The sequence below is a fragment of the Pseudomonas sp. HN11 genome (assembly GCF_021390155.1).
Taxonomy (GTDB): Bacteria; Pseudomonadota; Gammaproteobacteria; order Pseudomonadales; family Pseudomonadaceae; genus Aquipseudomonas.
Window position 1 is genome coordinate 21,474 of record NZ_CP089985.1, and the last position, 23,956, is coordinate 45,429.

General features: G+C 60.7%; 27 protein-coding genes. 16 read left to right on the forward strand and 11 right to left on the reverse strand.

Going from position 1 to position 23,956, the window contains the following annotated elements:
- Positions 1 to 2: 2 nt before the first annotated feature.
- Both dprA and LVW35_RS00100 read left to right on the forward strand, forming a co-directional pair.
- A complete protein-coding gene (dprA, locus tag LVW35_RS00095; RefSeq protein ID WP_233893093.1) occupies positions 3 to 1,097 on the forward strand; it encodes a DNA-processing protein DprA in 1,095 nt (364 codons plus the stop codon).
- A 54-nt stretch (positions 1,098 to 1,151) separates the two neighbouring features.
- Positions 1,152 to 1,709 carry an L-threonylcarbamoyladenylate synthase gene (locus LVW35_RS00100; RefSeq protein ID WP_010207742.1) on the forward strand — a complete coding sequence of 186 codons (558 nt, stop codon included), beginning with the start codon at positions 1,152 to 1,154 and terminating at the stop codon, positions 1,707 to 1,709.
- A 119-nt stretch (positions 1,710 to 1,828) separates the two neighbouring features.
- On the opposite strand, the gene LVW35_RS00105 is transcribed toward LVW35_RS00100, so the two are convergent.
- The gene (locus LVW35_RS00105; RefSeq protein ID WP_233893094.1) at positions 1,829 to 2,806 is read right to left on the reverse strand and encodes a quinone oxidoreductase family protein; all 978 of its coding nucleotides are present in this window, start codon (positions 2,804 to 2,806) and stop codon (positions 1,829 to 1,831) included.
- A gap of 159 nt (positions 2,807 to 2,965) precedes the next feature.
- Between LVW35_RS00105 and hemF the strand changes: the two genes are divergently transcribed.
- The gene (hemF, locus tag LVW35_RS00110; RefSeq protein ID WP_233893095.1) at positions 2,966 to 3,898 is read left to right on the forward strand and encodes an oxygen-dependent coproporphyrinogen oxidase; all 933 of its coding nucleotides are present in this window, start codon (positions 2,966 to 2,968) and stop codon (positions 3,896 to 3,898) included.
- A complete protein-coding gene (gene aroE / locus LVW35_RS00115; protein ID WP_233893096.1) occupies positions 3,898 to 4,716 on the forward strand; it encodes a shikimate dehydrogenase in 819 nt (272 codons plus the stop codon). The genes hemF and aroE overlap by 1 nt, the downstream gene beginning before the upstream one ends.
- Before the next feature lie 53 nt (positions 4,717 to 4,769).
- Here aroE and LVW35_RS00120 read toward each other — a convergent pair whose 3' ends face one another.
- From LVW35_RS00120 to betC, 3 genes are all read right to left on the reverse strand, one after another.
- Positions 4,770 to 6,338: a SulP family inorganic anion transporter gene (locus LVW35_RS00120; RefSeq protein ID WP_233893097.1), complete on the reverse strand. Its 1,569-nt coding sequence runs from the start codon at positions 6,336 to 6,338 to the stop codon at positions 4,770 to 4,772.
- A gap of 160 nt (positions 6,339 to 6,498) precedes the next feature.
- Positions 6,499 to 7,413 carry a choline ABC transporter substrate-binding protein gene (gene choX, locus LVW35_RS00125; RefSeq protein ID WP_233893098.1) on the reverse strand — a complete coding sequence of 305 codons (915 nt, stop codon included), beginning with the start codon at positions 7,411 to 7,413 and terminating at the stop codon, positions 6,499 to 6,501.
- A 15-nt stretch (positions 7,414 to 7,428) separates the two neighbouring features.
- Positions 7,429 to 8,943, reverse strand: coding sequence for a choline-sulfatase (gene betC, locus LVW35_RS00130; protein WP_233893099.1), 1,515 nt, complete (start codon positions 8,941 to 8,943; stop codon positions 7,429 to 7,431).
- A gap of 103 nt (positions 8,944 to 9,046) precedes the next feature.
- Here betC and LVW35_RS00135 point away from each other — a divergent pair, with 103 nt between their 5' ends.
- The 6 genes from LVW35_RS00135 (at position 9,047) to LVW35_RS00160 (ending at position 14,618) form a co-directional block, all read left to right on the forward strand.
- Complete coding sequence (locus LVW35_RS00135; protein ID WP_233893100.1) at positions 9,047 to 9,997, forward strand: choline sulfate utilization transcriptional regulator; 951 nt, start codon at positions 9,047 to 9,049, stop codon at positions 9,995 to 9,997.
- 31 nt (positions 9,998 to 10,028) lie between these two features.
- Complete coding sequence (locus tag LVW35_RS00140) at positions 10,029 to 10,358, forward strand: DOPA 4,5-dioxygenase family protein (protein ID WP_233893101.1); 330 nt, start codon at positions 10,029 to 10,031, stop codon at positions 10,356 to 10,358.
- A 96-nt stretch (positions 10,359 to 10,454) separates the two neighbouring features.
- Positions 10,455 to 11,414 carry a 2-dehydro-3-deoxygalactonokinase gene (locus LVW35_RS00145; RefSeq protein ID WP_233893103.1) on the forward strand — a complete coding sequence of 320 codons (960 nt, stop codon included), beginning with the start codon at positions 10,455 to 10,457 and terminating at the stop codon, positions 11,412 to 11,414.
- A 1-nt stretch (position 11,415) separates the two neighbouring features.
- A complete protein-coding gene (locus tag LVW35_RS00150) occupies positions 11,416 to 12,036 on the forward strand; it encodes a 2-dehydro-3-deoxy-6-phosphogalactonate aldolase (RefSeq protein WP_233893104.1) in 621 nt (206 codons plus the stop codon).
- A 48-nt stretch (positions 12,037 to 12,084) separates the two neighbouring features.
- Positions 12,085 to 13,233 (forward strand): galactonate dehydratase, encoded by a 1,149-nt coding sequence (dgoD, locus tag LVW35_RS00155; protein ID WP_003170741.1) that lies wholly within the window; start codon positions 12,085 to 12,087, stop codon positions 13,231 to 13,233.
- Positions 13,234 to 13,301: 68 nt separating this feature from the next.
- Positions 13,302 to 14,618: an MFS transporter gene (locus tag LVW35_RS00160; RefSeq protein ID WP_233893105.1), complete on the forward strand. Its 1,317-nt coding sequence runs from the start codon at positions 13,302 to 13,304 to the stop codon at positions 14,616 to 14,618.
- Between the two features lie 226 nt (positions 14,619 to 14,844).
- Here the strand turns inward: LVW35_RS00160 and trpA are convergent, their stop codons facing one another.
- Positions 14,845 to 15,654: a tryptophan synthase subunit alpha gene (trpA, locus tag LVW35_RS00165; protein ID WP_233893106.1), complete on the reverse strand. Its 810-nt coding sequence runs from the start codon at positions 15,652 to 15,654 to the stop codon at positions 14,845 to 14,847.
- On the reverse strand, positions 15,654 to 16,895 hold the full coding sequence (gene trpB / locus LVW35_RS00170; RefSeq protein ID WP_233893107.1) for a tryptophan synthase subunit beta: 1,242 nt from the start codon (positions 16,893 to 16,895) through the stop codon (positions 15,654 to 15,656). The genes trpA and trpB overlap by 1 nt, the downstream gene beginning before the upstream one ends.
- Positions 16,896 to 17,005: 110 nt before the next feature.
- Here trpB and LVW35_RS00175 point away from each other — a divergent pair, with 110 nt between their 5' ends.
- Positions 17,006 to 17,902, forward strand: a complete 897-nt coding sequence (locus tag LVW35_RS00175; RefSeq protein WP_233893108.1) for a LysR family transcriptional regulator — start codon at positions 17,006 to 17,008, stop codon at positions 17,900 to 17,902.
- Here LVW35_RS00175 and LVW35_RS00180 read toward each other — a convergent pair.
- Positions 17,899 to 18,225, reverse strand: a complete 327-nt coding sequence (locus tag LVW35_RS00180; protein ID WP_233893110.1) for a DUF883 family protein — start codon at positions 18,223 to 18,225, stop codon at positions 17,899 to 17,901. The two genes, LVW35_RS00175 and LVW35_RS00180, sit on opposite strands and share 4 nt — an antisense overlap.
- Positions 18,226 to 18,379: 154 nt before the next feature.
- Here LVW35_RS00180 and LVW35_RS00185 point away from each other — a divergent pair, with 154 nt between their 5' ends.
- Both LVW35_RS00185 and LVW35_RS00190 read left to right on the forward strand, forming a co-directional pair.
- Positions 18,380 to 18,595: a dodecin gene (locus tag LVW35_RS00185; protein WP_233893111.1), complete on the forward strand. Its 216-nt coding sequence runs from the start codon at positions 18,380 to 18,382 to the stop codon at positions 18,593 to 18,595.
- Between the two features lie 116 nt (positions 18,596 to 18,711).
- Positions 18,712 to 18,939 carry a DUF1161 domain-containing protein gene (locus LVW35_RS00190; RefSeq protein ID WP_233893112.1) on the forward strand — a complete coding sequence of 76 codons (228 nt, stop codon included), beginning with the start codon at positions 18,712 to 18,714 and terminating at the stop codon, positions 18,937 to 18,939.
- A gap of 62 nt (positions 18,940 to 19,001) precedes the next feature.
- Here the strand turns inward: LVW35_RS00190 and LVW35_RS00195 are convergent, their stop codons facing one another.
- The gene (locus tag LVW35_RS00195) at positions 19,002 to 20,003 is read right to left on the reverse strand and encodes an LLM class flavin-dependent oxidoreductase (protein WP_233893113.1); all 1,002 of its coding nucleotides are present in this window, start codon (positions 20,001 to 20,003) and stop codon (positions 19,002 to 19,004) included.
- A 216-nt stretch (positions 20,004 to 20,219) separates the two neighbouring features.
- Here LVW35_RS00195 and LVW35_RS00200 point away from each other — a divergent pair, with 216 nt between their 5' ends.
- The gene (locus tag LVW35_RS00200; RefSeq protein WP_124375712.1) at positions 20,220 to 20,651 is read left to right on the forward strand and encodes an OsmC family protein; all 432 of its coding nucleotides are present in this window, start codon (positions 20,220 to 20,222) and stop codon (positions 20,649 to 20,651) included.
- A gap of 161 nt (positions 20,652 to 20,812) precedes the next feature.
- On the forward strand, positions 20,813 to 21,052 hold the full coding sequence (locus tag LVW35_RS00205; RefSeq protein WP_010207769.1) for a DUF1161 domain-containing protein: 240 nt from the start codon (positions 20,813 to 20,815) through the stop codon (positions 21,050 to 21,052).
- On the opposite strand, the gene LVW35_RS00210 is transcribed toward LVW35_RS00205, so the two are convergent.
- Positions 21,053 to 21,475, reverse strand: a complete 423-nt coding sequence (locus LVW35_RS00210; RefSeq protein WP_233893114.1) for a PA0061/PA0062 family lipoprotein — start codon at positions 21,473 to 21,475, stop codon at positions 21,053 to 21,055. It abuts the gene before it with no gap.
- A gap of 142 nt (positions 21,476 to 21,617) precedes the next feature.
- On the opposite strand from LVW35_RS00210, the gene LVW35_RS00215 reads away from it, so the two are divergent.
- Positions 21,618 to 22,664 carry an aminopeptidase gene (locus LVW35_RS00215; protein ID WP_233893115.1) on the forward strand — a complete coding sequence of 349 codons (1,047 nt, stop codon included), beginning with the start codon at positions 21,618 to 21,620 and terminating at the stop codon, positions 22,662 to 22,664.
- A gap of 3 nt (positions 22,665 to 22,667) precedes the next feature.
- On the opposite strand, the gene LVW35_RS00220 is transcribed toward LVW35_RS00215, so the two are convergent.
- A complete protein-coding gene (locus LVW35_RS00220; RefSeq protein ID WP_233893116.1) occupies positions 22,668 to 23,318 on the reverse strand; it encodes an HAD family hydrolase in 651 nt (216 codons plus the stop codon).
- Positions 23,315 to 23,857 (reverse strand): gamma carbonic anhydrase family protein, encoded by a 543-nt coding sequence (locus tag LVW35_RS00225; protein ID WP_233893117.1) that lies wholly within the window; start codon positions 23,855 to 23,857, stop codon positions 23,315 to 23,317. The genes LVW35_RS00220 and LVW35_RS00225 overlap by 4 nt, the downstream gene beginning before the upstream one ends.
- Between the last annotated feature and the right edge of the window lie 99 nt (positions 23,858 to 23,956).

Sequence of the window (23,956 nt, forward strand, 5' to 3'; positions counted from 1 at the left end):
AGATGTATCCGACAAACAACCACGAAATATCCCCCTCAGAACTGGAGGCCCGACTACGCTTGCACAGGCTGCCGGAACTAGGTCCGAAACGTTTTCGCTTGTTGATCGAAGCGTTCGGCTCTGCCTCAAAAGCCATTAGCGCGCCTGCCAGTGCCTGGCGTTCACTTGGACTACCGGCCATCAGCGCCGATGCCCGGCGCAGCCATGAAATCCGCGACGGTGCCAGCGCGGCATTGGCCTGGTTGGCGTGCCCAGGCCAGCAATTGCTGATGTGGGACCAGCCGGACTACCCCGAACTGCTTGCCCAGATTGATGACGCACCGCCTCTGTTATTCGTCGCCGGTGACCCTGCAATCCTGGAAAAACCGCAACTGGCGATGGTTGGCAGCCGTCGTGCATCGCGTCCCGGCATGGACACGGCGGCTGCCTTTTCTCGTAGTTTGGCAAGCGCTGGTTTTGTCATCACCAGTGGCTTGGCTTTAGGAATCGACGGCGCTGCCCATCAGGCGGCATTGGATGTGGGCGGCCAGACGATCGGGGTGCTCGGCACTGGGCTCGAAAATTTTTATCCACAACGCAACCGACGGCTGGCGGAGGCGATGATTGACCAAGGTAGCGCCGTGGTTTCCGAGTTTCCCCTGGACGCGCCGCCCCAGGCAGGTAACTTTCCACGACGCAACCGGATCATCAGTGGCCTGTCCCTGGGCGTGCTGGTGGTGGAAGCCAGCATGGCCAGCGGCTCGCTGATCACGGCGAAACTGGCGGCGGAGCAGGGGCGAGAGGTATATGCGATTCCGGGCTCGATCCATCACCCTGGCGCCAAGGGCTGTCATCAGTTGATCCGCGATGGCGCGGTACTGGTGGAGACTATCGAGCACATCCTGGAAGGTTTACGTGGTTGGCAGGCACTGTCGCGGCCGGCGCCGATGCCAGTTGTCCATCCGATGGTGGCGCTGCTGCACGCGGCGCCCCACACCAGTGAGGCCCTGGCGATTGCCAGCGGACGGCCGTTGTCCCAGGTGCTGGCGACGCTTACCGAACTGGAGCTGGAAGGCCAGGTCATCTGCGAAAGCGGGCGCTGGCTTGCGCGCCGCTAGGTTTTGTAAGGAAGATCGGTAAACTGCGCAGAGCTTTATTCTGGAGAGTGAACAATGGTCAACCGGTGGCGTGTGCTGGAAACCGCACGAGAAATTCGCGCAGGCGCGGTGATTGCCTATCCAACCGAAGCGGTTTGGGGCCTGGGCTGCGACCCGTGGAACGAAGAAGCAGTGGACCGTTTGCTCGCCATCAAGAACCGTTCGGTGGACAAGGGCTTGATCCTGGTGGCGGACAACATCCGTCAGTTCGACTTTTTGTTCGAAGACTTCCCACAGGACTGGATCGACCGCATGGCCAGCACCTGGCCAGGGCCGAACACTTGGCTGGTGCCCCATCAGGACTTGTTGCCGGAATGGGTCACGGGTGTGCACGACACCGTGGCGCTGCGGGTGACTGACCATCCGCTGGTGCGGGACTTGTGTTCGCTGGTGGGGCCGTTGATTTCTACCTCGGCCAACCCACAAGGCCGCCCGGCCGCACGCTCGCGGATTCGCGTGGAGCAGTATTTCCGTGGCCAGGTAGACCTGGTGTTGGGTGGTGCCTTGGGTGGACGCAAGAACCCGAGCCTGATTCGCGATCTGGTGACGGGCGAAGTGGTGCGGCCTTCCTGAGACCGAGTTGTGGCCTTCGCGAGCAAGCCCGCTCCCACATTTTGATTTGTGAACCCATTCAAATGTAGGCGCGGGCTTACTCGCGAAGAGGTCCTCACTGACCCTGGAGATCCATAGCCTTATGGCAGGAGAATGGTCGACCCAGTAGTCCTCCGCCCCGACAACTCTGTCTGCGCCTTCGCCGCTTCCGCCAGCGCATACCGCTGGTTGATATCAATGCGCACCTTGCCGCTCTTGATCATCGAGAACAGGTCATCCGCCATCGCCTGCAGGTTCTGCGGGTTGTTCGCGTAGGTCGCCAAGGTCGGTCGGGTGACGTACAGCGAGCCCTTGGCCGCCAGGATCCCCAGGTTCACCCCATCCACCGCGCCTGACGCATTGCCGAAGCTCACCACCAGCCCACGCGGCGCCACGCTGTCCAGCGACGTTAGCCAGGTATCCTTGCCGACGCCGTCATACACCACTGGCACTTTTTTGCCGTCGGTCAATTCCAACACACGCTGTGCGACGTTTTCCTTGCTGTAGTCGATGGTTTCCCAGGCACCGAGAGATTTGGCCAGCGCGGCCTTTTCCGGCGAGCTGACCGTGCCGATCAACTTAACGCCCAGGGCCTTGGCCCATTGGCAGGCCAGGGAGCCGACGCCACCGGCCGCTGCATGGAACAGGATGGTTTCGCCGCCCTTCAGCTCATAGGTCTGGCGCAGCAGGTACTGCACGGTCAGGCCCTTGAGCATGGCGCCGGCGGCTTGTTCAAAGCTGATGTCGTCCGGCAGGTGCACCAGGTTGGCGGCGGGCAGCACATGCAGTTGGCTGTAGGCGCCCAGCGGGCCGCTGCCGTAGGCCACGCGGTCGCCGACCTTGAATTGAGTGACTTCGCTGCCGACCGCGTCGACCACACCGGCGCCCTCTGCGCCCAATCCCGATGGCAGCGCCGGCGGCGCATACAGGCCACTGCGGAAATAGGTGTCGATGAAGTTCAGGCCAATCGCCTCGTTACGCACGCGAACCTGCTGCGGGCCGGGCTCTACCGGCGTGTAGTCCACATACTCAAGCACTTCGGGGCCGCCATGGGCGCTAAACTGGATACGTTTTGCCATCTGCCTTCTCCTTGGGTCGAATTCGCGTAGCCCACTATCCCACTCCTAAGCTTGATCTTCGTCAACTGCGGCGCCACCGGGTGCAGTGGTATCCTGTGCACCCATTTGCCGCCGACGCCCAATGGCCTCGCGTAGCTTTGCCCGATTCAAGGTGATGCCATGACTACCCGCACCGAGGCTGTAAAGGCCTACCTGCTTGACCTGCAAGACCGTATTTGCAGCGCCCTGGAAACCTTCGAGACGGACACTCGCTTTATCGAAGACGCCTGGACCCGGCCTGCCGGCGGCGGTGGGCGCACCCGTGTGATCGAAAACGGTTCGGTGATCGAAAAAGGCGGCGTCAACTTTTCCCACGTGTTTGGCAACGGTTTGCCACCGTCCGCCAGCGCGCATCGTCCGGAGCTGGCGGGTCGTGGCTTTGAGGCCTTGGGCGTGTCGCTGGTGATACACCCGCACAATCCCCACATACCGACTTCCCACGCGAACGTTCGCTTTTTCATCGCTGAAAAAGAAGGCGAAGAGGCGGTGTGGTGGTTCGGCGGCGGTTTCGACCTTACGCCTTACTACGGCAACGAAGAAGACTGCATCCACTGGCACCGTGTGGCCGAGCAGGCCTGTGCGCCATTTGGACCGGACGTGTACTCGCGCTACAAGGCCTGGTGCGATACCTACTTCCACATCAAGCACCGCAACGAACCACGCGGCATCGGCGGCCTGTTCTTCGATGACTTGAATGAGTGGGACTTTGACACCTGCTTCGCCTTCATCCGCGCCATCGGCGATGCGTACATCGACGCTTATCTGCCGATCGTGCAACGCCGCAAGGCCGTCGCTTACACCGAGCAGCAGCGTGAATTCCAGGAGTTTCGGCGTGGCCGCTACGTTGAGTTCAACCTGGTCTACGACCGTGGCACCCTGTTCGGCCTGCAATCGGGCGGCCGTACCGAGTCCATCCTGATGTCCCTGCCGCCGCAAGTACGCTGGAGCTACGACTGGAAGGCCGAGGCCGGCAGCGAAGAAGCGCGCCTCACCGACTACTTCCTGCAGGACCGTGACTGGCTGGGCCTTGCCGTGTCCAAGGCGGCTGTCTGATGGACCGCTATGTCGTGTTCGGCAACCCAATCGGCCACAGCAAGTCGCCATTGATCCACCGAATGTTCGCCGAGCAGACCGGCGAGCAACTGGACTACAGCACCTTGCTGGCGCCCTTGGAGGATTTCACCGGCTGTGCCCGTGAGTTTTTTCAGCAAGGCCGTGGCGCCAACGTCACTGTGCCGTTCAAGGAAGACGCCTACCGTTTGGCCAATACCTTGACCGAACGCGCCCAACGCGCGGGCGCGGTGAACACCCTGAGCAAACTGGCCGACGGCAGCCTGTTGGGCGACAACACCGACGGCGCCGGCCTGGTGCGCGACCTGACGATCAATGCCGGGTTGAGTCTGCAAGGCAAGCGCATCCTGCTGCTGGGTGCCGGTGGCGCGGTACGTGGCGCGCTGGAACCCCTGCTGGCCGAGCAACCCGCCTCGCTGATCATCGCCAACCGCACGGTGGAAAAGGCCGAAATGCTCGCCGAGTTGTTCGACGACCTGGGCCCGGTCTCCGCCAGTGGTTTCGACTGGTTGCGTGAGCCGGTGGACGTGATCATCAACGCCACGTCCGCCAGCCTGTCAGGCGATGTACCGCCGATTGCCGGCAGCCTGATCGAACCGGGCAAGACATTTTGCTACGACATGATGTACGCCAAGGAGACGACGGCGTTCTGCCGCTGGGCCACTGAACAAGGCACATCCGTGGCGATGGATGGCCTGGGCATGCTGGTGGAGCAGGCGGCGGAAGCCTTTTTCCTGTGGCGCGGCGTGCGCCCGGACTCGGCGCCCGTATTGGCTGAACTACGCCGCCAGCTGGGCTGATACAGAACTAAATGTGGGAGCGAGCAAGCCCGCTCCCACAATTTTAATTCTGTTCAATCCTGGAAATTGATAGGGCAATTGTCAGGTCCTTCCAGTTTTTTTAACTCCTCCACCACCTGCGGCCTTGCCCGGCGCAGCGTCAGACTTCGACCCAACCCACGCAAGCGCCGCGCCTCCTGGTGCAGCATTTCCACCCCGGAATAGTCGATAAAGTTGATCTGTTGCGCCTCGATCACCACCCGTTCGCCCTGCAGGCTTTGCAGGCGCACTTGCAGGTAGTGGCTGGCGCCGAAAAAGATCGAACCGCCTACTCGCAGCACGTCCTCATCACCATCACGCCATTGCTGAACCCGTGGCTGCGAGGTGCGCTTGAGGTAGAAAAACAGCGACGCCAACACCCCGGCGTAAATTGCCGTTTGCAGCTCCAGCAGCAAGGTGGCGACGCAGGTCAGGCTCATCACCACGAACTCGGCGCGACTGACGCGCAATAACGCGCGAATGCCACGACGGTCCACCAGCCCCCAGCTGATCAGTAAGATGCTGGCGGCCATGCTCGGGATCGGAATATGGGCGATCAATGCCGCACCAAATAGCGCAAACAGCGCCACCCACAGCGCGGAAAACACGCCCGCCAATGGCGAACAGGCGCCCGCCTCATAACTGAGGCCGGAGCGGGTAAAGGAGCCGGCTGACAAATACCCGGAGAAAAATCCGCCAACGATATTGGATAAGCCCTGCGCACGAACCTCTTGGTTGGCGTCGAGCAATTGCTGCGAACGCGCCGACAGCGAGCGGGCGATCGACAGGCTGGTCACCAGCCCCAGCATGCCCACCGCCACTGCGCTCGGCAGCAGGCGCAAGATCACATCCAGGTCCATGGGCAACGGGCTGAACGGCGGCAGTTTGCCGATAAACGAACTGACCAGCGCCACATGCCCGAACATTGCCGGCCACAGCCACGCCACCAGGCTACCGAGCGCCAGTGCGATCAACAGGGTCGGCCAGCGTGGCACAAGGTATTTGAGCAGTGCGCCCACCAGCAAGGTGCCGAGCCCGAGGATGAGTGAGGCATGATTCCATTCGCCGCTGTGATGGACCAGTGCCAGCAGGCTATTGATCGCCGTGGCCTGGCTCGGCAAATCCAGCCCCAGCAGATTGGGCAATTGTCCCAGCGCGATCACCACGGCGGCACCGAGAGTGAAACCGAGCACTACCGAATGGGAAACGAAATTCACCAGCGCCCCAAAGCGCAACATACCCAGCAGCCACTGGAAAACACCGGCGAGGAAGGTGAGCAGCAGGATCAGGGTGATGTAGTCCTGCGAACCCGGCACGGCCAAGGGGCTGACGCTGGCGTATAGCACAATGGAAATCGCCGCCGTGGGGCCGCAGATGAGGTGCCAGGAGGAACCCCAGAGGCAGGCGATCAGCACCGGGATGATCGCGGCGTACAGGCCGTATTCGGGTGGGAGACCGGCGATCAGTGCGTAGGCAATTGACTGCGGCAAGGCGAGAATCGCGCCACTGAGGCCCACCATCGCATCCCGGCCGACGCTGGCGCGGGTCTGACGCGGGAGCCAGGCGAGGAAGGGGAAGAGTGTGTGGCGGTTGGGCCGGGGCATCGCAGACTCGGGTAGAAAGGTTTAGCGCAGAGTATCAGCACATATCGGTCCCTGTGGGAGCGGGCCTGCTTGCGAAAGCGGAGTGTCAGTTTACATTTACTCAACTGATCCGACGCCTTCGCGAGCAAGCCCGCTCCCACATTTGGATTGCATCAGGCCTTTAGAGCTTGGCTTTTACGGCTGCCAGCGCATCCTTGCCATCCACGGTCTTGACGCCCTCCAGCCATTTATCCAATACCGCCGGATTGGCCTTGATCCACGCCTTCGCCGCATCGGCATTGCTGGCCTTGTTGTTGGCCACCTCGGCCATGATGCTGTTCTCCATCTCCTGGGTAAAACTCAGGTTGGTCAGCAGTTTTCCTACGTTCGGGCAGGCTTGTGCGTACCCCTTGCGGGTCAAGGTATACACACTGCCGGTGTCACCAAAATATTTCTCGCCGCCTTTGAGGTAGTGCATTTTCAATTGCACGTTCATCGGGTGCGGTGTCCAGCCAAGGAAAGTCACGAACTTCTGCTTCTTAACCGCCCGCGACACTTCGGCGAGCATCGCCTGTTCGCTAGATTCCACCAGCTTCCACTGACCGAGCGCGAAGTCGTTCTTCTTGATGATCTCCTGCAACGAGATATTCGCCGGCGCGCCGGAGCCGATGCCGTAGATCTTCTTGTCGAACTTGTCGGCAAATTTGTTCAGGTCGGTAAAGTCATGCACCCCGGCGTCCCACACATAGTCGGGCACAGCGAGGGTGAACTCGGTGCCGTCGAGGTTTTTCGCCAGTTGAACTACGTCGCCATTGGCCACGAACTTGTCATAAAAACCCTGCTGCGCTGGCATCCAGTTGCCCAGGAACACATCCACCTGGCCGTCCTTGAGCCCGCCAAAGGTGATCGGCACCGCCAGGGTGTCGACCTTGGGTTTGTAGCCCATGCCCGTCAGCAAAAAACCGGTGATGGCATTGGTGGCCGCAATATCGCTCCAGCCAGGATCAGCCATCTTTACCGTCTCACAACTGGCGTCTGCGTAAACATTGGCGCTGCCCAGCGCCAACATACTCAGCATCACAGTTAACTTTTGCATGGCCTTCCCTCTGTTTTATTGGTTTTGGCAGGGTTGTGGATAACGTGCCTTGCGCTCCAGGTCGTCGAGGTCGATATGGTTGCGCATGTATTGCTGACTGGCGTCCACCAGTGGCTGGTGATCCCAGCTCTTCAGCTTGCCCTGGGTCAGTGCTTCAAACACCAGACGGCGGCGGCGTTGGCTGGCGAGCACCTGTTGGTGGATCGCCGGGATGTCCCATTTGGCCCGCGCCTCGTCCAGGAAGGCAGCAAACAGCGCCTGATGTTGCGGCGACTGGCTGAGGTCTTCCTGCTCCCGTGGGTCATTGTGTACATCGAACAGTAGACAGGGGTCGTCTTCGCTGTAGATGAATTTGTAGGCGCCCCGGCGAATCATCATCAGCGGACTGATGGTGCCTTCGGCCATGTACTCGCCAAACACTTCGTCATGCCCGCCCTGCCCTTGCAAGTGCGGGACCAGTGAACGGCCGTCCAGAGGCAGGCGCGGGTCCAGCTCGCCGCCGGCCAGTTCCACCAGGGTCGGCAGCAGGTCGGCGGTGGACACGGCTTTGCTCACGCGGCCTGCTGCGAACTGCCCCGGCGCACTGACCAGCAGCGGCACGCGGGCGGCCATTTCAAACCAGTGCATTTTGTACCAGAGGCCGCGCTCGCCGAGCATGTCGCCGTGGTCGCCGGAGAAGATGATGATAGTGTCATCGGCCAGGCCGGTGTCTTCCAGGGTCTGCAGCAGCTTGCCGACGTTGCTGTCGATGTAGCTGCAGGCGCCGAAGTAGGCACGGCGCGCATCGCGGATCTTATCCACAGGCAGCGGCTTGCCCCACAGGTCGTAGACCTTGAGCAGGCGCTGGGAGTGCGGGTCGAGATCGGCTTGCGCGGACGTTGTCGGCAAAGGGATATCGGCGTCGTCGTACAGGTCCCAGAACGGCTTGGGAATGGTGTACGGATCGTGGGGGTGGGTCATGGATACGGTGAGGCAGAACGGCTGAGCACCGTCTTCGCGGATATGGTCGAACAGGTATTGCTGGGCCTTGAACACCACCTCTTCATCGAAATCCAGCTGGTTGGTGCGCACGCATGGCCCGGCTTGCAGCACCGACGACATGTTGTGATACCAGGAGGGGCGCACGTCCGGTTCATCCCAGTTCACCGCCCAGCCATAGTCGGCGGGGTAGATGTCGCTGGTCAGCCGTTCTTCGTAGCCATGCAACTGGTCGGGACCACAGAAGTGCATCTTGCCCGACAGCGCGGTGCGATAGCCGAGGCGGCGCAGGTAGTGGGCATAGGTCGGCACATCGGCGGGGAAATCGGCGGCATTGTCGTAGGCGCCGATCTTGCTGGGCAACTGGCCGCTCACCAGGGTGAAGCGCGACGGCGCGCACAACGGGCTGTTGCAATAGGCGGCGTCGAACACCACGCCTTGCTCGGCCAGGCGACTCAGGTTGGGCAACTTGATAGGCGAAGAACCGTAGAACGGAAGTATCGGCGCGGCCATTTGATCGGCCATGATGAAAAGAATGTTCTTGCGCTTCATGATCTATCGGCATTCCATAGGCAGTGTTTATGCGAATGAGCATGCAGTCCATGAAAAGTGGGGTAAAGCCCATGAAAAGCAATGTCTAGGATAAACACAGCTTATGTATGAAGCGCTCGGTGACCTGTCCCTCGATTTGCTGCGTACCTTCGAAGCCGCCGCACGTCATCGCAGCTTTACCGCCGCCGCGATGGAATTGGGCACCACCCAACCGGCCATCAGCCAGCAGATCAAGCGCCTGGAAGAACAGTTGGCGGTCCGTCTGTTTGATCGCATCTACCGTGGGATCGAACTGACCGACGCCGGCGCCCTGCTGTTCGAGCATGTGCAAGGCGGATTGCAGGGGATCAACCAGGGCTTGAGCCTCATCACCCAGCAGGACCAGCATGAAGTGCTGCACGTCGCCACCGACTTCGCCTTCGCCGCCTATTGGCTGATGCCGCGTTTGCATCGTTTTCATAAGGCCAACCCTCAGGTCGATGTAAGCCTGGTGACCAGCGAGCGTAATCACGCCACCCTGCGCAGCGACATTGATGTGGCGGTGTTGTTTGGCGACGGCCGTTTCAAGCAGGGCGACAGCCTTTGGCTGTTCAACGAAGAAGTGTTCCCGGTGTGCAGCCCGCAGTGGCTCAAGGAACAGGCCACGCCGCTGACTGTGCAGAATATGCACGATTTCCCTTTGCTGCACCTGCGCCAGGAAAACAACAGCCAGTGGTTCGACTGGAGTGGCGTATTTCGCGAGCTGGGCATTTCCAGTGCGCCCACCCCAGGGCAACTGCGCTTCGACAACTACACCTTGCTGATCCAGGCCGCGATTGCCGGCCAAGGCGTGGCCATCGGCTGGCGCCATCTCGTGGATAACCTGCTGGAACAGAATTGGCTGTGTCGCCCGATCAATGACACCGTGATCTCGCGCTTCGGCTATTACGTCGTGCAGCCCCAACGCAAACGCCGGGGGCAGTTGGTCGAGCGCTTCGTCGACTGGCTGGTGGCCGAGCAGGCCAGCAGCGCGCAGTCGCTGACCGGGCTGGCCCTGCCCTCCATTGCGGTCTAGCATCTGGCGCATATTGGATCCGGAGTCCGTCATGCAACGTATCAAGGGCTACCACGCCCATATCTACTTCGACGCCAGCACTATCGAACAGGCGCGCACCCTGTGCGAAGACGCCGCCAAACTGTTTCCACTGCGTATGGGCCGTGTGCACGAGCGGCCAGTGGGTCCCCACCCCGATTGGAGCTGTCAGCTGGCGTTCGACCCCGAATACATCGGCGTGGTGCTGCCGTGGTTGGTAATCCACCGCAATGGGCTGGTGGTATTCCTGCATCCCGAAACCGGCGATGACCTGAAGGACCACACCGACTATGCGGTCTGGATGGGGGCGATGCGGGAACTGAACTTGTCAGCGTTGTCTTAAAGCCTGTCCCTAAATATGGGATTGATATTTATATATTGAGACTTGCGCCTGCGTAGGTTTATATTCGCTGCATCCGCTCAGAACTCAGGTGAAGCGATGCAGGCGCAATTGATCGCGCTCGATTGGGGAACCAGCTCCCTTCGTGCTTATAAACTCGGCCCCGCCGGCGTGGTGCTGGAACAGCGCTCGCTGGCCTGGGGCATCATGCATTTGCCCAGCGAGCCCCGGGACATCGCCGGTGTGCGTTGCGATAACGGCTTCGAGTTGGCGTTCGATGCGGCGTGTGGGGATTGGCTCGACGCCAAGCCGGGTTTGCCGGTGATCGCCTGTGGCATGGTCGGCAGCGCCCAGGGCTGGAGCGAAGCGGCCTACCGCAATACCCCGGTCGATGTCGCCAGCCTGGGCCAGGCGCTGCATCGGGTGCACAGCCTGCGCGGCGTGGACGTGCACATCGTGCCGGGCGTGATCGAGCAGGTTGGCTTGCCCAACGTGATGCGCGGCGAAGAAACCCAAGTATTGGGCGTGCTGCAAGGGTTGGGCGCCGACGTATTGATCGGCCTGCCCGGCAGCCATTCCAAGTGGGTCGAAGTGGTCGAGGGTTGCATCACGCATTTCGACACGTTCATGACCGGCGAGGTGTTTGCCGTGCTGAGCAAACACAGCATCCTCGGACGCACCCAGCAACAATCCGAACAATTTCAGGCCGAAGCCTTCGATCGAGGCGTACACGTGGCGCGCTCCACAGACGGCCAGCGCGGCGTGCTGTCCACCCTGTTCAGCGCCCGCACCCTGGGACTCACCGCCGACCTCGCCCCTGACCAGCAGCCCGATTACCTGTCCGGCTTGCTCATCGGCCATGAACTCGCCGGCCTGCCCGACAGCGCCAAACACAAGCCAATCATCCTGGTCGGCGCCGCTCCCCTCTGCGCCCGCTATCAACGCGCCCTCGCCCTTTGCGGCTTTGCCCACGTCAGCCTGGCACAGGAAGCCACCGAGCGTGGCCTGTGGCAACTGGCCGTAGCGGCCGGGCTCACTCAACCTGTATCGGAGGCCTGACATGCTCAAGCAAGCACTCGCACAAAACGGTTTGATTGCCATCCTGCGTGGCATTCGCCCGGACGAGGCCGAGGCCGTCGGCCAGGTGCTGTACCAAGCCGGGTTTCGTGTGATCGAAGTCCCGCTCAATTCGCCCGACCCCTACACCAGCATCCGCACCCTGCGCGACAGCCTGCCCGCCGATTGCCTGATCGGTGCCGGCACGGTGTTGACGCCTGAGCAGGTCGAGCAGGTGAAGGCGGCCGGAGGCCAGGTAATTGTAATGCCCCACAGCGATGCCAAGGTGTTGCGTGCCGCCAAAGCCGCAGGCCTGTTCCTGTCGCCGGGTGTGGCCACGCCGACCGAAGCCTTCGCCGCATTGGCCGAAGGCGCCGACGTGTTGAAGCTGTTCCCCGCCGAGCAAATGGGCCCGTCGGTGATCAAGGCGTGGCTGGCGGTATTGCCGGCAGGCACCTTGCTGCTGCCGGTCGGCGGCATCACCCCGGACAACATGCAGGTATTCACCGACGCTGGCGCCAAAGGCTTTGGACTGGGTTCCGGGTTGTTCAAACCGGGTATGACAGTGGATCAGGTAGCGAGCCGTGCCCAGGCTTATGTCGCCGCCTGGAAAACCCTGAACTGACTTCAAGCCTTGCGCCCACAGGCGCCGCATCTATAAGAGAGATAACAGATGAAAATCACCAAACTGACGACCTTTATCGTCCCGCCGCGCTGGTGCTTCCTCAAGGTCGAAACCGACCAAGGCGTGACCGGCTGGGGTGAGCCCGTGGTCGAGGGCCGCGCTCACACTGTGGCGGCTGCTGTTGAAGAACTGTCCGACTACCTGATCGGCAAAGACCCACGCAATATCGAAGACATCTGGACCGTGCTCTATCGCGGCGGCTTCTACCGTGGCGGCGCGGTGCACATGAGCGCCCTCGCCGGCATCGACCAGGCGCTGTGGGACATCAAGGGCAAGGCCCTCGGTGTGTCGGTCAGCGACCTGCTCGGTGGCCAGGTGCGCGACAAGATCCGCGTGTACTCGTGGATTGGCGGCGACCGCCCTGCCGACACTGCCCGTGCCGCCAAAGAAGCGGTGGCCCGTGGTTTCACGGCGGTAAAAATGAACGGCACCGAAGAACTGCAGTTCGTCGACAGCTTCGAAAAAGTCGACCTGGCCCTGGCCAACGTCGCCGCCGTACGTGATGCGGTGGGCCCCAACGTCGGCATCGGCGTCGACTTCCATGGCCGCGTGCATAAGCCCATGGCCAAGGTGCTGATGAAAGAGCTGGACCCGTACAAGCTGATGTTTATCGAAGAGCCGGTCCTCAGCGAAAACTACGAAGCGCTGAAAGAGCTGGCGCCGCTGACCAGCACGCCGATTGCCCTGGGCGAGCGCCTGTTCTCGCGTTGGGACTTCAAGCGCGTGCTCAGCGAAGGCTACGTCGACATCATCCAGCCGGATGCCTCCCACGCCGGCGGCATCACCGAAACCCGCAAGATCGCCAACATGGCCGAAGCCTACGACGTGGCCCTGGCCCTGCACTGCCCGCTCGGCCCGATTGCCCTGGCGGCGTGCCTGCAATTGGATGCGGTTTGCTACAACGCGTTTATCCAGGAGCAAAGCCTGGGCATTCACTACAACGAGAGCAATGACCTGCTCGATTACGTGCGCGACCCGGGCGTGTTCGACTATGACCAGGGCTTCGTGAAGATCCCCAACGGGCCGGGCCTGGGCATCGAGATCAACGAGGAATACGTGATCGAGCGCGCGGCCATCGGCCACCGTTGGCGCAACCCGATCTGGCGGCATGCCGACGGCAGCTTCGCCGAGTGGTAAGCGCCCTGTAGGAGCCGGGATGCCGGCTCCTGCAAGCCCTCAACAAACATAAGAAGAGGCAACCCCCCATGCACCCTGAATCCTTCACCGGGCAGGCTTCTTTAGTCACGCCTACCAGAAAGCGTTTCTTCATCATGGTGCTGCTGTTTATCACCGTGGTGATCAACTACCTCGACCGCAGCAACCTGTCCATCGCTGCCCCGGCCCTGACCAGCGAACTAGGGATCGACCCGGTGCACGTCGGGCTGATTTTCTCCGCGTTCGGTTGGACCTACGCCGCCATGCAGATCCCCGGTGGCTGGCTGGTGGACCGCGTGCCGCCGCGCATTCTCTATACGGCGGCGCTGCTGCTATGGTCCATCGCCACCGTCATGCTCGGCTTCGCCGCCAGCTTTATCGCGCTGTTCGTGCTGCGCATGGCAGTGGGTGCATTGGAAGCCCCGGCGTATCCGATCAACAGCCGCGTGGTCACCACTTGGTTTCCCGAGCGCGAGCGCGCAACAGCGATTGGCGTCTACACCTCCGGGCAGTTTGTCGGGCTGGCATTCCTCACGCCGGTACTGGCTTGGCTGCAACATGCATTCGGCTGGCACATGGTGTTTGTCGCGACCGGTGGCGTGGGGATTGTGTGGGCGGTGATCTGGTACGCGGTGTACCGCGAGCCGAAGGATTTCAAAGGCGCGAACGCCGCTGAAATCGACCTGATCCGTGAAGGCGGCGGCCTGGTGGACATGCAGGAAAAAACCGCCAAGGCGCCGTTCAGTTGGGTCGACCTGGGCATCGTGTTGAGCAAGCGTAAACTCTGGGGCATCTACCTGGGGCAGTTCTGCCTGAACTCCACGCTGTGGTTCTTCCTGACGTGGTTCCCGACCTACCTGGTGAAGTATCGCGGCATGGACTTCATCAAGTCTGGCCTGCTGGCGTCGTTGCCATTTCTCGCGGCGTTTGTCGGCGTGCTGTGTTCCGGGATCTTTTCCGACTGGCTGATTCGTCGCGGCGCGTCGGTGGGCTTTGCGCGCAAGTTGCCGATCATCGGCGGGCTGCTGATCTCCACGGCGATCATCGGCGCCAACTATGTGGACTCGACGGCGTGGGTGATTGCGTTCCTGGCGGTGGCATTTTTTGGCAACGGGCTGGCGTCGATTACCTGGTCGCTGGTCTCGACCCTGGCACCTGCCCGCTTGTTGGGGCTGACCGGTGGGGTGTTCAACTTCATCGGCAACCTGTCGGCGATTGCCACGCCGATCGTGATTGGCTTTTTGGCCAGTGGTGACTCGTTCGCGCCGGCGATTACCTATATCGCGGTGCTGGCGTTGCTCGGGGCGCTCTCTTACGTGCTGCTGGTCGGTAAGGTCGAGCGCATCGAGTTGAATGAAAAGCCTTAGTTGAGCACACCGTCCAGAATCTCATAGACAATGCCCGTACCTCGCCAAGCATCAGCACGCCAAGGCCAGCAATCACGGAGTTGGGCATTTTCACCGGACATTCCTCAGGGCACACACAAAAGGGATTTCGAACGCGGTTCGAAATCCCTTGGTCTTGTTGTTTGGGCTATGCCCGCACGGGTTGATTCCTCTGTATCAGGAACTTTACCTACCGGTTACGCAGGCCTTACTGACGGGCGTTACGCACGCCTTCCGACAATGCCGCGCACAGGCTCAACACACCGTCGATGGCTTGCTGGTCATTCTTGGCATTGGCGATGTGATCGATCAGTGCCGAGCCCACCACCACACCGTCCGCCAAACGCGCGATCGCCGCGGCCTGCTCCGGCGTGCGGATACCAAAACCGATGCTGATCGGCAGGTCGGTATGGCGGCGCAGGCGGGTCACGGCTTCTTCGACGTGCTCCAGGGTCGCGGCCCCGGCACCGGTCACACCGGCCACCGACACGTAGTACACAAAGCCCGAGCTGCCATTCAGTACCGTCGGCAGGCGCACATCGTCGGTGGTCGGCGTGGTCAGGCGAATGAAGTCGATACCTGCCGCCTGGGCCGGGTCGCACAGTTCGCCGTTATGCTCGGGCGGCATGTCGACCACGATCAGGCCGTCCACGCCGGCTTCCTTGGCGTCGGCGATGAACTGCGGCACGCCGTATTTGTGGATCGGGTTGAAGTAACCCATCAACACCAGCGGCGTGTCGTTGTTGTCTTCGCGGAACTCGCGAACCATCTGCAGGGTTTTCAACAGATTCTGCTTGGCTTCCAGCGCACGGATGTTGGCCAGTTGGATGGCCGGGCCGTCGGCCATCGGATCGGTGAAGGGCATGCCCAGCTCGATCACGTCGGCGCCAGCAGCGGGCAAGCCCTTGAGGATTGCCAGCGAGGTGTCATAGCCAGGGTCGCCGGCGGTTACGAAGGTCACCAGGGCGGCGCGGTTCTGTTCTTTAAGCTGTGCGAAGCGGGTTTGCAGGCGGCTCATCAGTGTTTCTCCTGCTTGGCTGGCTCTTGTAGAGAGTTACCCAGGTGGTGCATCACGGTCTGCATGTCTTTGTCGCCACGGCCGGACAGGTTAACCACCATCAGGTGATCCTTCGGCAGGGTCGGTGCGCGTTTGAACACTTCGGCCAGGGCGTGGGCGCTTTCCAGCGCAGGAATGATCCCTTCCAGCCGGCAGCATTTGTGGAAGGCGTCGAGGGCCTCATCGTCGGTCACCGAGGTGTACTGGACGCGGCCGATGTCGTGCAACCAGGCGTGTTCCGGGCCGATGCCGGGGTAGTCCAGGCCAGCTGAAATCGAGTGGGCGTCGATGATCTGGCCGTCGTCGTCCTGCAGCAGGAACGTACGGTTACCGTGCAGCACACCTGGTACGCCGCCGTTGAGGCTGGCAGCGTGCTTGCCGGTTTCGATGCCGTGGCCGGCCGCTTCAACGCCGATGATTTCCACGCTCTTGTCATCCAGGAACGGGTGGAACAGGCCCATGGCATTGGAACCGCCGCCGATGCACGCCACGAGGCTGTCCGGCAGGCGGCCTTCCTGGGCTTGCAACTGGTCGCGGGTTTCCTTGCCGATCACGGCCTGGAAGTCGCGCACCATCGCTGGGTACGGGTGCGGGCCGGCCACGGTGCCGATCAGGTAGAAAGTGCTGTCGACATTGGTCACCCAGTCACGCAGGGCTTCGTTCATCGCGTCTTTCAGGGTACCGGTGCCAGCCACTACGGGGATCACTTCCGCGCCCAGCAGCTTCATGCGGAACACGTTGGCCTGTTGGCGCTCGATGTCAGTGGTACCCATGTAGATCATGCATTGCAGGCCGAAGCGCGCGGCCACGGTGGCAGTGGCCACGCCGTGCATGCCGGCGCCGGTCTCGGCGATGATGCGTTTTTTCCCCATGCGCCGTGCCAGCAGGATCTGGCCAATGCAGTTGTTGATCTTGTGCGCGCCGGTATGGTTCAGCTCTTCACGCTTGAGGTAGATTTTGGCGCCGCCACAGAATTCGGTCAGGCGCTCGGCGAAGTAAAGCGGGCTTGGACGACCGACGTAGTCGCGCTGGAAGTAGGCCAATTCCTCCTTGAACGCCGGATCTTCCTTGGCCGCTTCGTATTCGCGGGCCAGGTCGAGGATCAACGGCATCAGGGTTTCAGCGACGTAACGGCCGCCGAACGCACCAAACAGGCCGTTGGTGTCTGGGCCATTGCGTAGATCGGTCTGGGACTGAGTCATGGGACGCTCCAGGAAAGAAGAGGTGTGGAAAGCAATGAGGGCCACTCTACCCCTGACGTTCTACTCTGAAAACCGATAAGATCGCCGTAACCTGTCAGGAAAACTCACAGATGAGCCGAGACCTTCCCCCCCTCAATGCCCTGCGTGCCTTTGAAGCCACTGCACGATTGAACAGCGTCAGCCAGGCTGCCGATCAGCTGCACGTGACCCATGGTGCCGTCAGCCGGCAGTTGAAGGTACTGGAGGAGCATCTGGGCATTAGTTTGTTCGTCAAGGACGGGCGCGGCCTTAAACTCACAGATTCGGGCGTTCGACTGCGGGATGCCAGCGCCGAGGCCTTCGAGCGGTTAAGGGATGTGTGCGCCGAGTTGACTCAGGCCAGCGCCGATGCGCCTTTCGTGCTGGGATGCTCTGGCAGCCTGCTGGCGCGCTGGTTGATTCCGCGCCTGGGCCGCTTGAACGCGGACTTGCCGGACCTGCGCCTGCACCTGTCGGCGGGTGATGGTGATCTGGACCCGCGCCGCCCAGGCCTGGACGCACTGTTGGTATTCGCTGAACCGCCGTGGCCGGCGGATATGCAGGTGTATGAGCTGGCCAGTGAACGCATCGGCGCGGTGATGAGCCCGCGCTTTGCCGGCTATGAACGCTTGCGCGAGGCGCCCGCCGAGGCTTTGTGTGGTGAAAAGCTGTTGCACACCACGTCACGCCCGCAAGCCTGGCCCAGTTGGGCGACGCAGCACGACATCGAGCCCGGCGCGTTGAAACACGGCCAGGGGTTTGAGCATTTGTATTATTTGCTGGAGGCGGCAGTGGCGGGCTTGGGCGTGGCGATTGCCCCGCAACCGTTGGTGGCCGAGGATTTGCGTGCGGGTCGCCTGGTGGCGCCGTGGGGTTTCAGCGAAACCCCGGCGCACCTGGCGCTTTGGCTGCCCAAGCGCGCCGCAGATGGGCGCGCCGGGCAACTGGCGCAATGGCTCAAGGCTGAGCTACTGCGCGAACCCGTTTAATCGCCGCGTTTGCACAGCAGATAAGCCGCGAGCAGGCCCAGCGCACCGACAGCAACGCCGGCTGTTGTCCATGGGTGCTCTTGCGCGTAGTCCCGGGTTGCAACACCGGTTTCGCGGAGTTTGACTTTGCTTTCTTCGTAGGCATCGCTGATCAGGTGACGGGAGTGCCTGAGGGCATTCTCGGCATTGCTTTTCAGGGCCTTCAAGGTTTTGCGCGACTCGTCGGATGCATCGTCCTTGAGACTTTCCAGAGACTTGAGCAGGCTCGAAATCTCGGCTTCCATGCTTTCCAGCGACGCTTTGCGTAAAGAAGTGTTGGCCATGTGGACTCTCCTGAAGTGATTGAGTGGCGTGTGTAAATACCGACTGCGGCCGTTTCAGAAAGTGCAGTAAATCTGAACTTTCGGGTACGAACAGTCGCCAGAAGCAGTACGAACATTGACTGCTACGCTCACTAGAGACCACAGGAGAAACGCCATGTCTGATCATCACACGTACAAGAAAGTCGAACTGGTTGGTTCGTCGACCACCAGCATTGATGACGCCATCAACAATGCCATCGCCGAAGCCAACAAGAGCATCAAGCACCTTGAGTGGTTTGAAGTGACTGAAACACGGGGCCATATCGAGAATGGCAAGGTCGCGCACTATCAGGTCACCCTCAAGGTAGGGTTCCGAATTGCCAGTAGTTGATCGCATCGGTTGAACTTTGTCGGCTGGCCGATTGCCATAACCTGCGCTACAACCAATGGGTGCCGATGCCACAAGCGTCGGCACGCTCTTTTCGATCAGCGCAAGGAAAGTAACGGATGAAGAAGTTCCTGTTAGCGGTAGGTTTGTTGAGCATTGCAGGCACGGCCCTGGCGGCGGGCAAGCCTTGTGAAGAGCTGAAAAGCGAAATCGCAGCGAAAATCGACGCCAAGGGGGCTTCGGGCTATTCGCTGGAAGTGGTGGATAAAGGCGCTACACCGAGCGATCACACCCTGGTCGGCACCTGTGAGGGTGGCACCAAGGAAATTGCCTACAAGCGCGGTTGATCCGTGTTGCGGACATAAAAAAACCGACGCAAAGGCGTCGGTTTTTTTCGCTCGAGAGGTTTTTAGCCCTTCATTACCTGCGCCAGCAGCTCGTAGGAATGAATCCGGTCGGCGTGTTCGTACAGGTCGCTGGTGAAGATCAACTCGTCGGCGCCGGTCTGCTCGATCAGTACTTCCAGTTTGGCGCGGATCTTCGCCGGGCTGCCGACCATGGCCAGGCCGAGGAAGCTGCCGACGGCGTCTTTTTCATGGGGCAGCCACAGGCCGTCCATGGTTTTGACCGGTGGGCGCTGCACCAGGCTCTGCCCGCGCATCAGCGCGAGAATGCGTTGGTACACAGAGGTGGCCAGGTAGTCGGCCTGTTCATCGGTGTCCGCTGCAACCAGAGGAATACCCAGCATCACGTAGGGTTTGTCCAGCACAGCCGAGGGCTTGAAATGGTTGCGGTAGACGCGAATCGCCTCATGCATCAGGCGCGGTGCGAAATGCGAGGCAAAGGCGTAGGGCAAGCCGCGCTCACCGGCCAGTTGCGCACTGAACAGGCTGGAACCCAGCAGCCAGACGGGCACGTTGGTGCCAGTGCCAGGTACCGCTATGATCCGTTGGTCGGGTGTGCGTGGGCCGAGGTAGGCCATCAGCTCGGCCACATCCTCCGGAAACTCATCCGCACTGCCGGAACGTTCACGGCGCAGGGCGCGAGCAGTCATCTGATCGGAGCCGGGCGCGCGGCCCAGGCCCAGGTCGATACGGCCGGGATAGAGACTTTCCAGGGTGCCGAACTGCTCGGCGATCACCAGCGGTGCGTGGTTGGGCAGCATCACGCCACCGGAACCGACGCGAATGGTCGAGGTGCCGCCAGCCAAGTAACCCAACAGAACCGAGGTGGCTGAACTGGCGATGCCGTCCATGTTGTGGTGTTCAGCTACCCAAAAACGGTTGTAGCCAAATTTTTCCACATGCTGGGCCAGGTCCAGGGAGTTGCGCAGCGACTCTGCCGCGCTGCCGTTGGCACGCACGGGCACCAGGTCGAGGGTCGAGAACTTTACATCGGACAGCGATTTCATAAGCCTGCTTCTCCAATAGGGGTGCAGGCTTCTTAGACGAACCAAAACCTGCCGCTTCATATGCATACCTATGCAATGAGGGCATATACCCGAGATTCAATAGCGACTCGGGAAATTTCCTACTTGGCTGCTAGGTTTTTCTTACGAATGAACTTTGCCTGGTCGACTATCCTCAGAACCCTTACTGACGCAATACCACCGTTCGAGGAGACCGCTATGAGTATCGTTAAAAAAGCATCCGCGCATTGGGAAGGTGATCTGAAGACTGGCCTGGGTTCCATTTCCACGGAAACCGGCGTCCTGCGTGAAGCGCCCTACGGCTTCAAGGCGCGTTTCGAGGGTGGCAAAGGCACCAACCCGGAAGAGTTGATCGGTGCGGCCCACGCCGGCTGTTTCTCCATGGCCTTTTCCATGATTCTCGGCGATGCCGGGCTCAAGGCTGACAGCATCGACACCCAGGCCGAGGTGACTCTGGATCAAGTCGAGGGCGGTTTTGCTATCACCGCTGTGCACTTGATCCTCAAGGCCAAAATTCCCGGCGCGAGCCAGGCACAGTTCGATGAATTGAGCAAAAAGGCCAAGGAAGGGTGCCCGGTGTCCAAGGTGTTAAATGCGACCATCACCCTGGATGGCACCCTCGTAAACTGACCCCGCTATACCTGTAGGAGCCGGCAAGCCAGCTCCTACAGTGGTCTTTGGGGCGGCTAAAACATCTGCTTTAAATCAGAACTCGTGTTTTGTAAGTGTGGTCCTATTACCATGCAGCCTAGGCGCACACCCGTGCGCAATGCATTCAGGGAGCTTCACACATGAAACGTTTTGCCTTGGCGATCATCTGCGGTGTATTGGCCACATCGGCCGTGGCCGCTCCAAAAGATTGTGAAGAGCTCAGGAAAGAGATTGAGGTCAAGATCCAGGCGAATGCGGTTCCGTCCTACACTCTGGAAATCGTCAGCAAGGAAGAAGCCGACAAGCACGACAGCGCCATGGTCGTCGGCAGTTGTGAGAACGGCACCAAGGCCATCGTTTACCAGAAAAACAACGACTGATCAGATGCAGTTAACGCTGCGTTCCTCCGCGAGCAGTCGGCGCGCTGAGTCATACAACCGGATATTCGGCGTGAAGGCCAGCGAGCGTCCTTCCAGCACATAGCGCTGGCCGGCCTGGAAGTGGTCGTATTCCAGCGTCATGAAGCAGGTGCGATACATCATCTGGCTGAGTCCGCCCAAACCGCCGCCGGCCGGGACTTCAAAATCAAAGCGCACCATCAGTTCGTGATGGCCGGGCGGGAATTGGAAGAAACGTCCGTCATCCAGGTTCTTGCCGTCCAGGCGCTGCGCCATGACCAACTTGGAGCCCGGTGTCGGCGTGGTGAAATCGACCCAGGCTTGCTGTGGATCCGCCGGTGGCACTGGCGTGATGGTGCAGGCACCGAGGAACAGGGCGGCAACGGGAAGCAAAAGCTGGCGCATGGCGGGCACTCAATGGGAAGGAAGTATCGAGCCCGGCGCCGACGGCAGCAGACTCCTTATGAGTATAAACACGTCATGCCATGGAAAAATTCCGCACAGGCGCGATAGTCTTGCGAGCAAATTACCCAGGAGCGGTCGGGGCATGGTCAGGCGTTTTCTTCCAGGGTTGATGGTTGTGCTGCTCAGCGGCTGTTCCAGCGTCAGTTATTACCGTCAGTTAGCCGTCGGCCAATGGCAACTGCTACGCGCCCGAGAGCCGGTGACACAGGTCATTGCCGACCCTACTCGCCCACCGTTGTTGCGCGAACACCTGGCGCAATCACAAAAAGCGCGCACGTTCGCCAGTGAGCATTTGCACCTGCCGGACAATCAAAGTTACAGGCTGTACGCGGATATCGGTCGGCCCTATGTGGTCTGGAATGTCTTCGCCACGCAGGAATTTTCCCTGTCCCCCGAAACCCATTGCTTCCCCATTGCCGGTTGTGTGGCCTATCGCGGCTACTACAACCAGGGTGCGGCGCGCGGTGAGGCGGCGTTGTTGAAACAGCGCGGCATGGATGTGTCGATCGGTGGCGTGGAGGCCTATTCCACCTTGGGCTGGTTCAACGACCCGATCATGAATTCGATGATGAACTGGGGCGATGAGCGCCTGGCCACTTTGATCTTCCATGAGCTGGCGCACCAGCGGTTTTATGTGAAGGACGACACCGAATTCAACGAGTCGTTTGCCAATTTCGTCGAGCAGGAAGGCACGCGCCAATGGCGTGCTGCGCGGGGTCTGGCGCCGCAGAGCCTGTCGGCTTCGAAGCAGCGCGATCAGTTTATCCAGCTCGTTCTCGATACCCGGCAACGTTTGGAAAAAATCTACGCCCAACCTTTGGCCGCAGATGCGATGCGTCAGGCCAAGCTGGCCGAGTTCGAGCGTTTGCGCAGCGAATACCGACGACTGCGCGATAACCAGTGGGGCGCAGATAAACGGTATGACGCGTGGATCAACCAGCCCATGAACAACGCGCGATTGTTGCCGTTCGGGCTGTATGACCAGTGGGTGCCGGCGTTTGCAGCGTTGTTTGCGCAGGAAGGTGGGGATTGGGTGAGATTTTATAAAGCGGTGGAGAAGATGGGCGGCTTGCCGATTGACCAGCGTAAAGCCGCGCTGGCGCAGCTTCAGGTCGCGCCGCGCCCTTGAGTGTCAGCGTTGCAGGAACGCCTGATGCATCTGCTGCAAGGTTTCAAAATGCCAGGTCGGCGCCTCGGCAGTCAACTCTTCAAAACTGCCAAACCCATACCCCACCGCCGCCGAATCCAGCCCGTTGCTGCGCGCGCCGATCAAGTCATGCTTGCGATCACCAATCATCAGCGTGGTGGCCGGGTCCAGGCCTTCCTCGCTCATCAGGTGGGCGATCAGCTCGACTTTGTTGGTGCGCGTGCCGTCCAGTTCGCTACCGTAGATCACCTTGAAGTGTTTGGCGAAATCGAAGTGCCGGGCGATCTCGCGGGCAAACACCCACGGTTTGGAGGTCGCGACATACAGCTGCCGACCTTGGTCGCTCAAATCTTCCAGCAGCGCCAGCACACCATCGAACACGCGGTTCTCATACAGTCCGGTAACTTTGAAACGCTCACGATAGAAATTCACCGCCTCCCATGCCTTGGCTTCATCGAAACCATAGAACTGCATGAATGCTTGCAGCAAAGGCGGGCCGATGAAGTGTTCGAGCTTGGTCAGGTCCGGCTCTTCAATCCCCAGTTTGCCGAGTGCGTACTGGATCGAGCGGGTAATGCCCTCGCGCGGGTCGGTGAGGGTACCATCCAGGTCGAACAGCACGGTTTGGTAATTCATTGATCGAATCCTTCAGCCAGGTGCAGGTCTTTGAGCTTCACGTAGTTCGCAGCGCTGTAGGTGAAAAAGGCGCGTTCCTTGTCAGTCAGCGGGCGGATCTGTTTAACCGGGCTGCCGACATACAAAAAACCGCTTTCGAGTTTCTTTCCCGGCGGTACCAGGCTGCCGGCCCCGATGATGATGTCGTCTTCCACCACGGCGCCGTCCATTACGATGCTGCCCATGCCGATCAGGATGCGACTGCCCACAGTGCAGCCATGCAACATGACTTTATGGGCGATAGTCACGTCGTCGCCGATCAGCAACGGGAAGCCATCCGGATTGAAGGGGCCAGCATGGGTGATGTGCAGCACGCAGCCATCCTGCACGCTGGTGCGCGCACCGATGCGGATGCGGTGCATGTCGCCGCGAATTACGGTCAGCGGCCACACGGAGCTGTCAGCGCCGATTTCGACATCGCCGATCACCACCGCCGAAATATCGACAAAAGCCCCGGCGCCCAGGGCTGGCGTGTGGTTCTGATAGGTGCGAAGGGTCACGATAGCCTCTCTCTCTTCTGCTGATAGCTGCGGTGGGTGTTGATTGTAATTAAGATGGCCCCATCTTTGTCTTATCAGTTTCTTCAGCCAAGGTGCCAA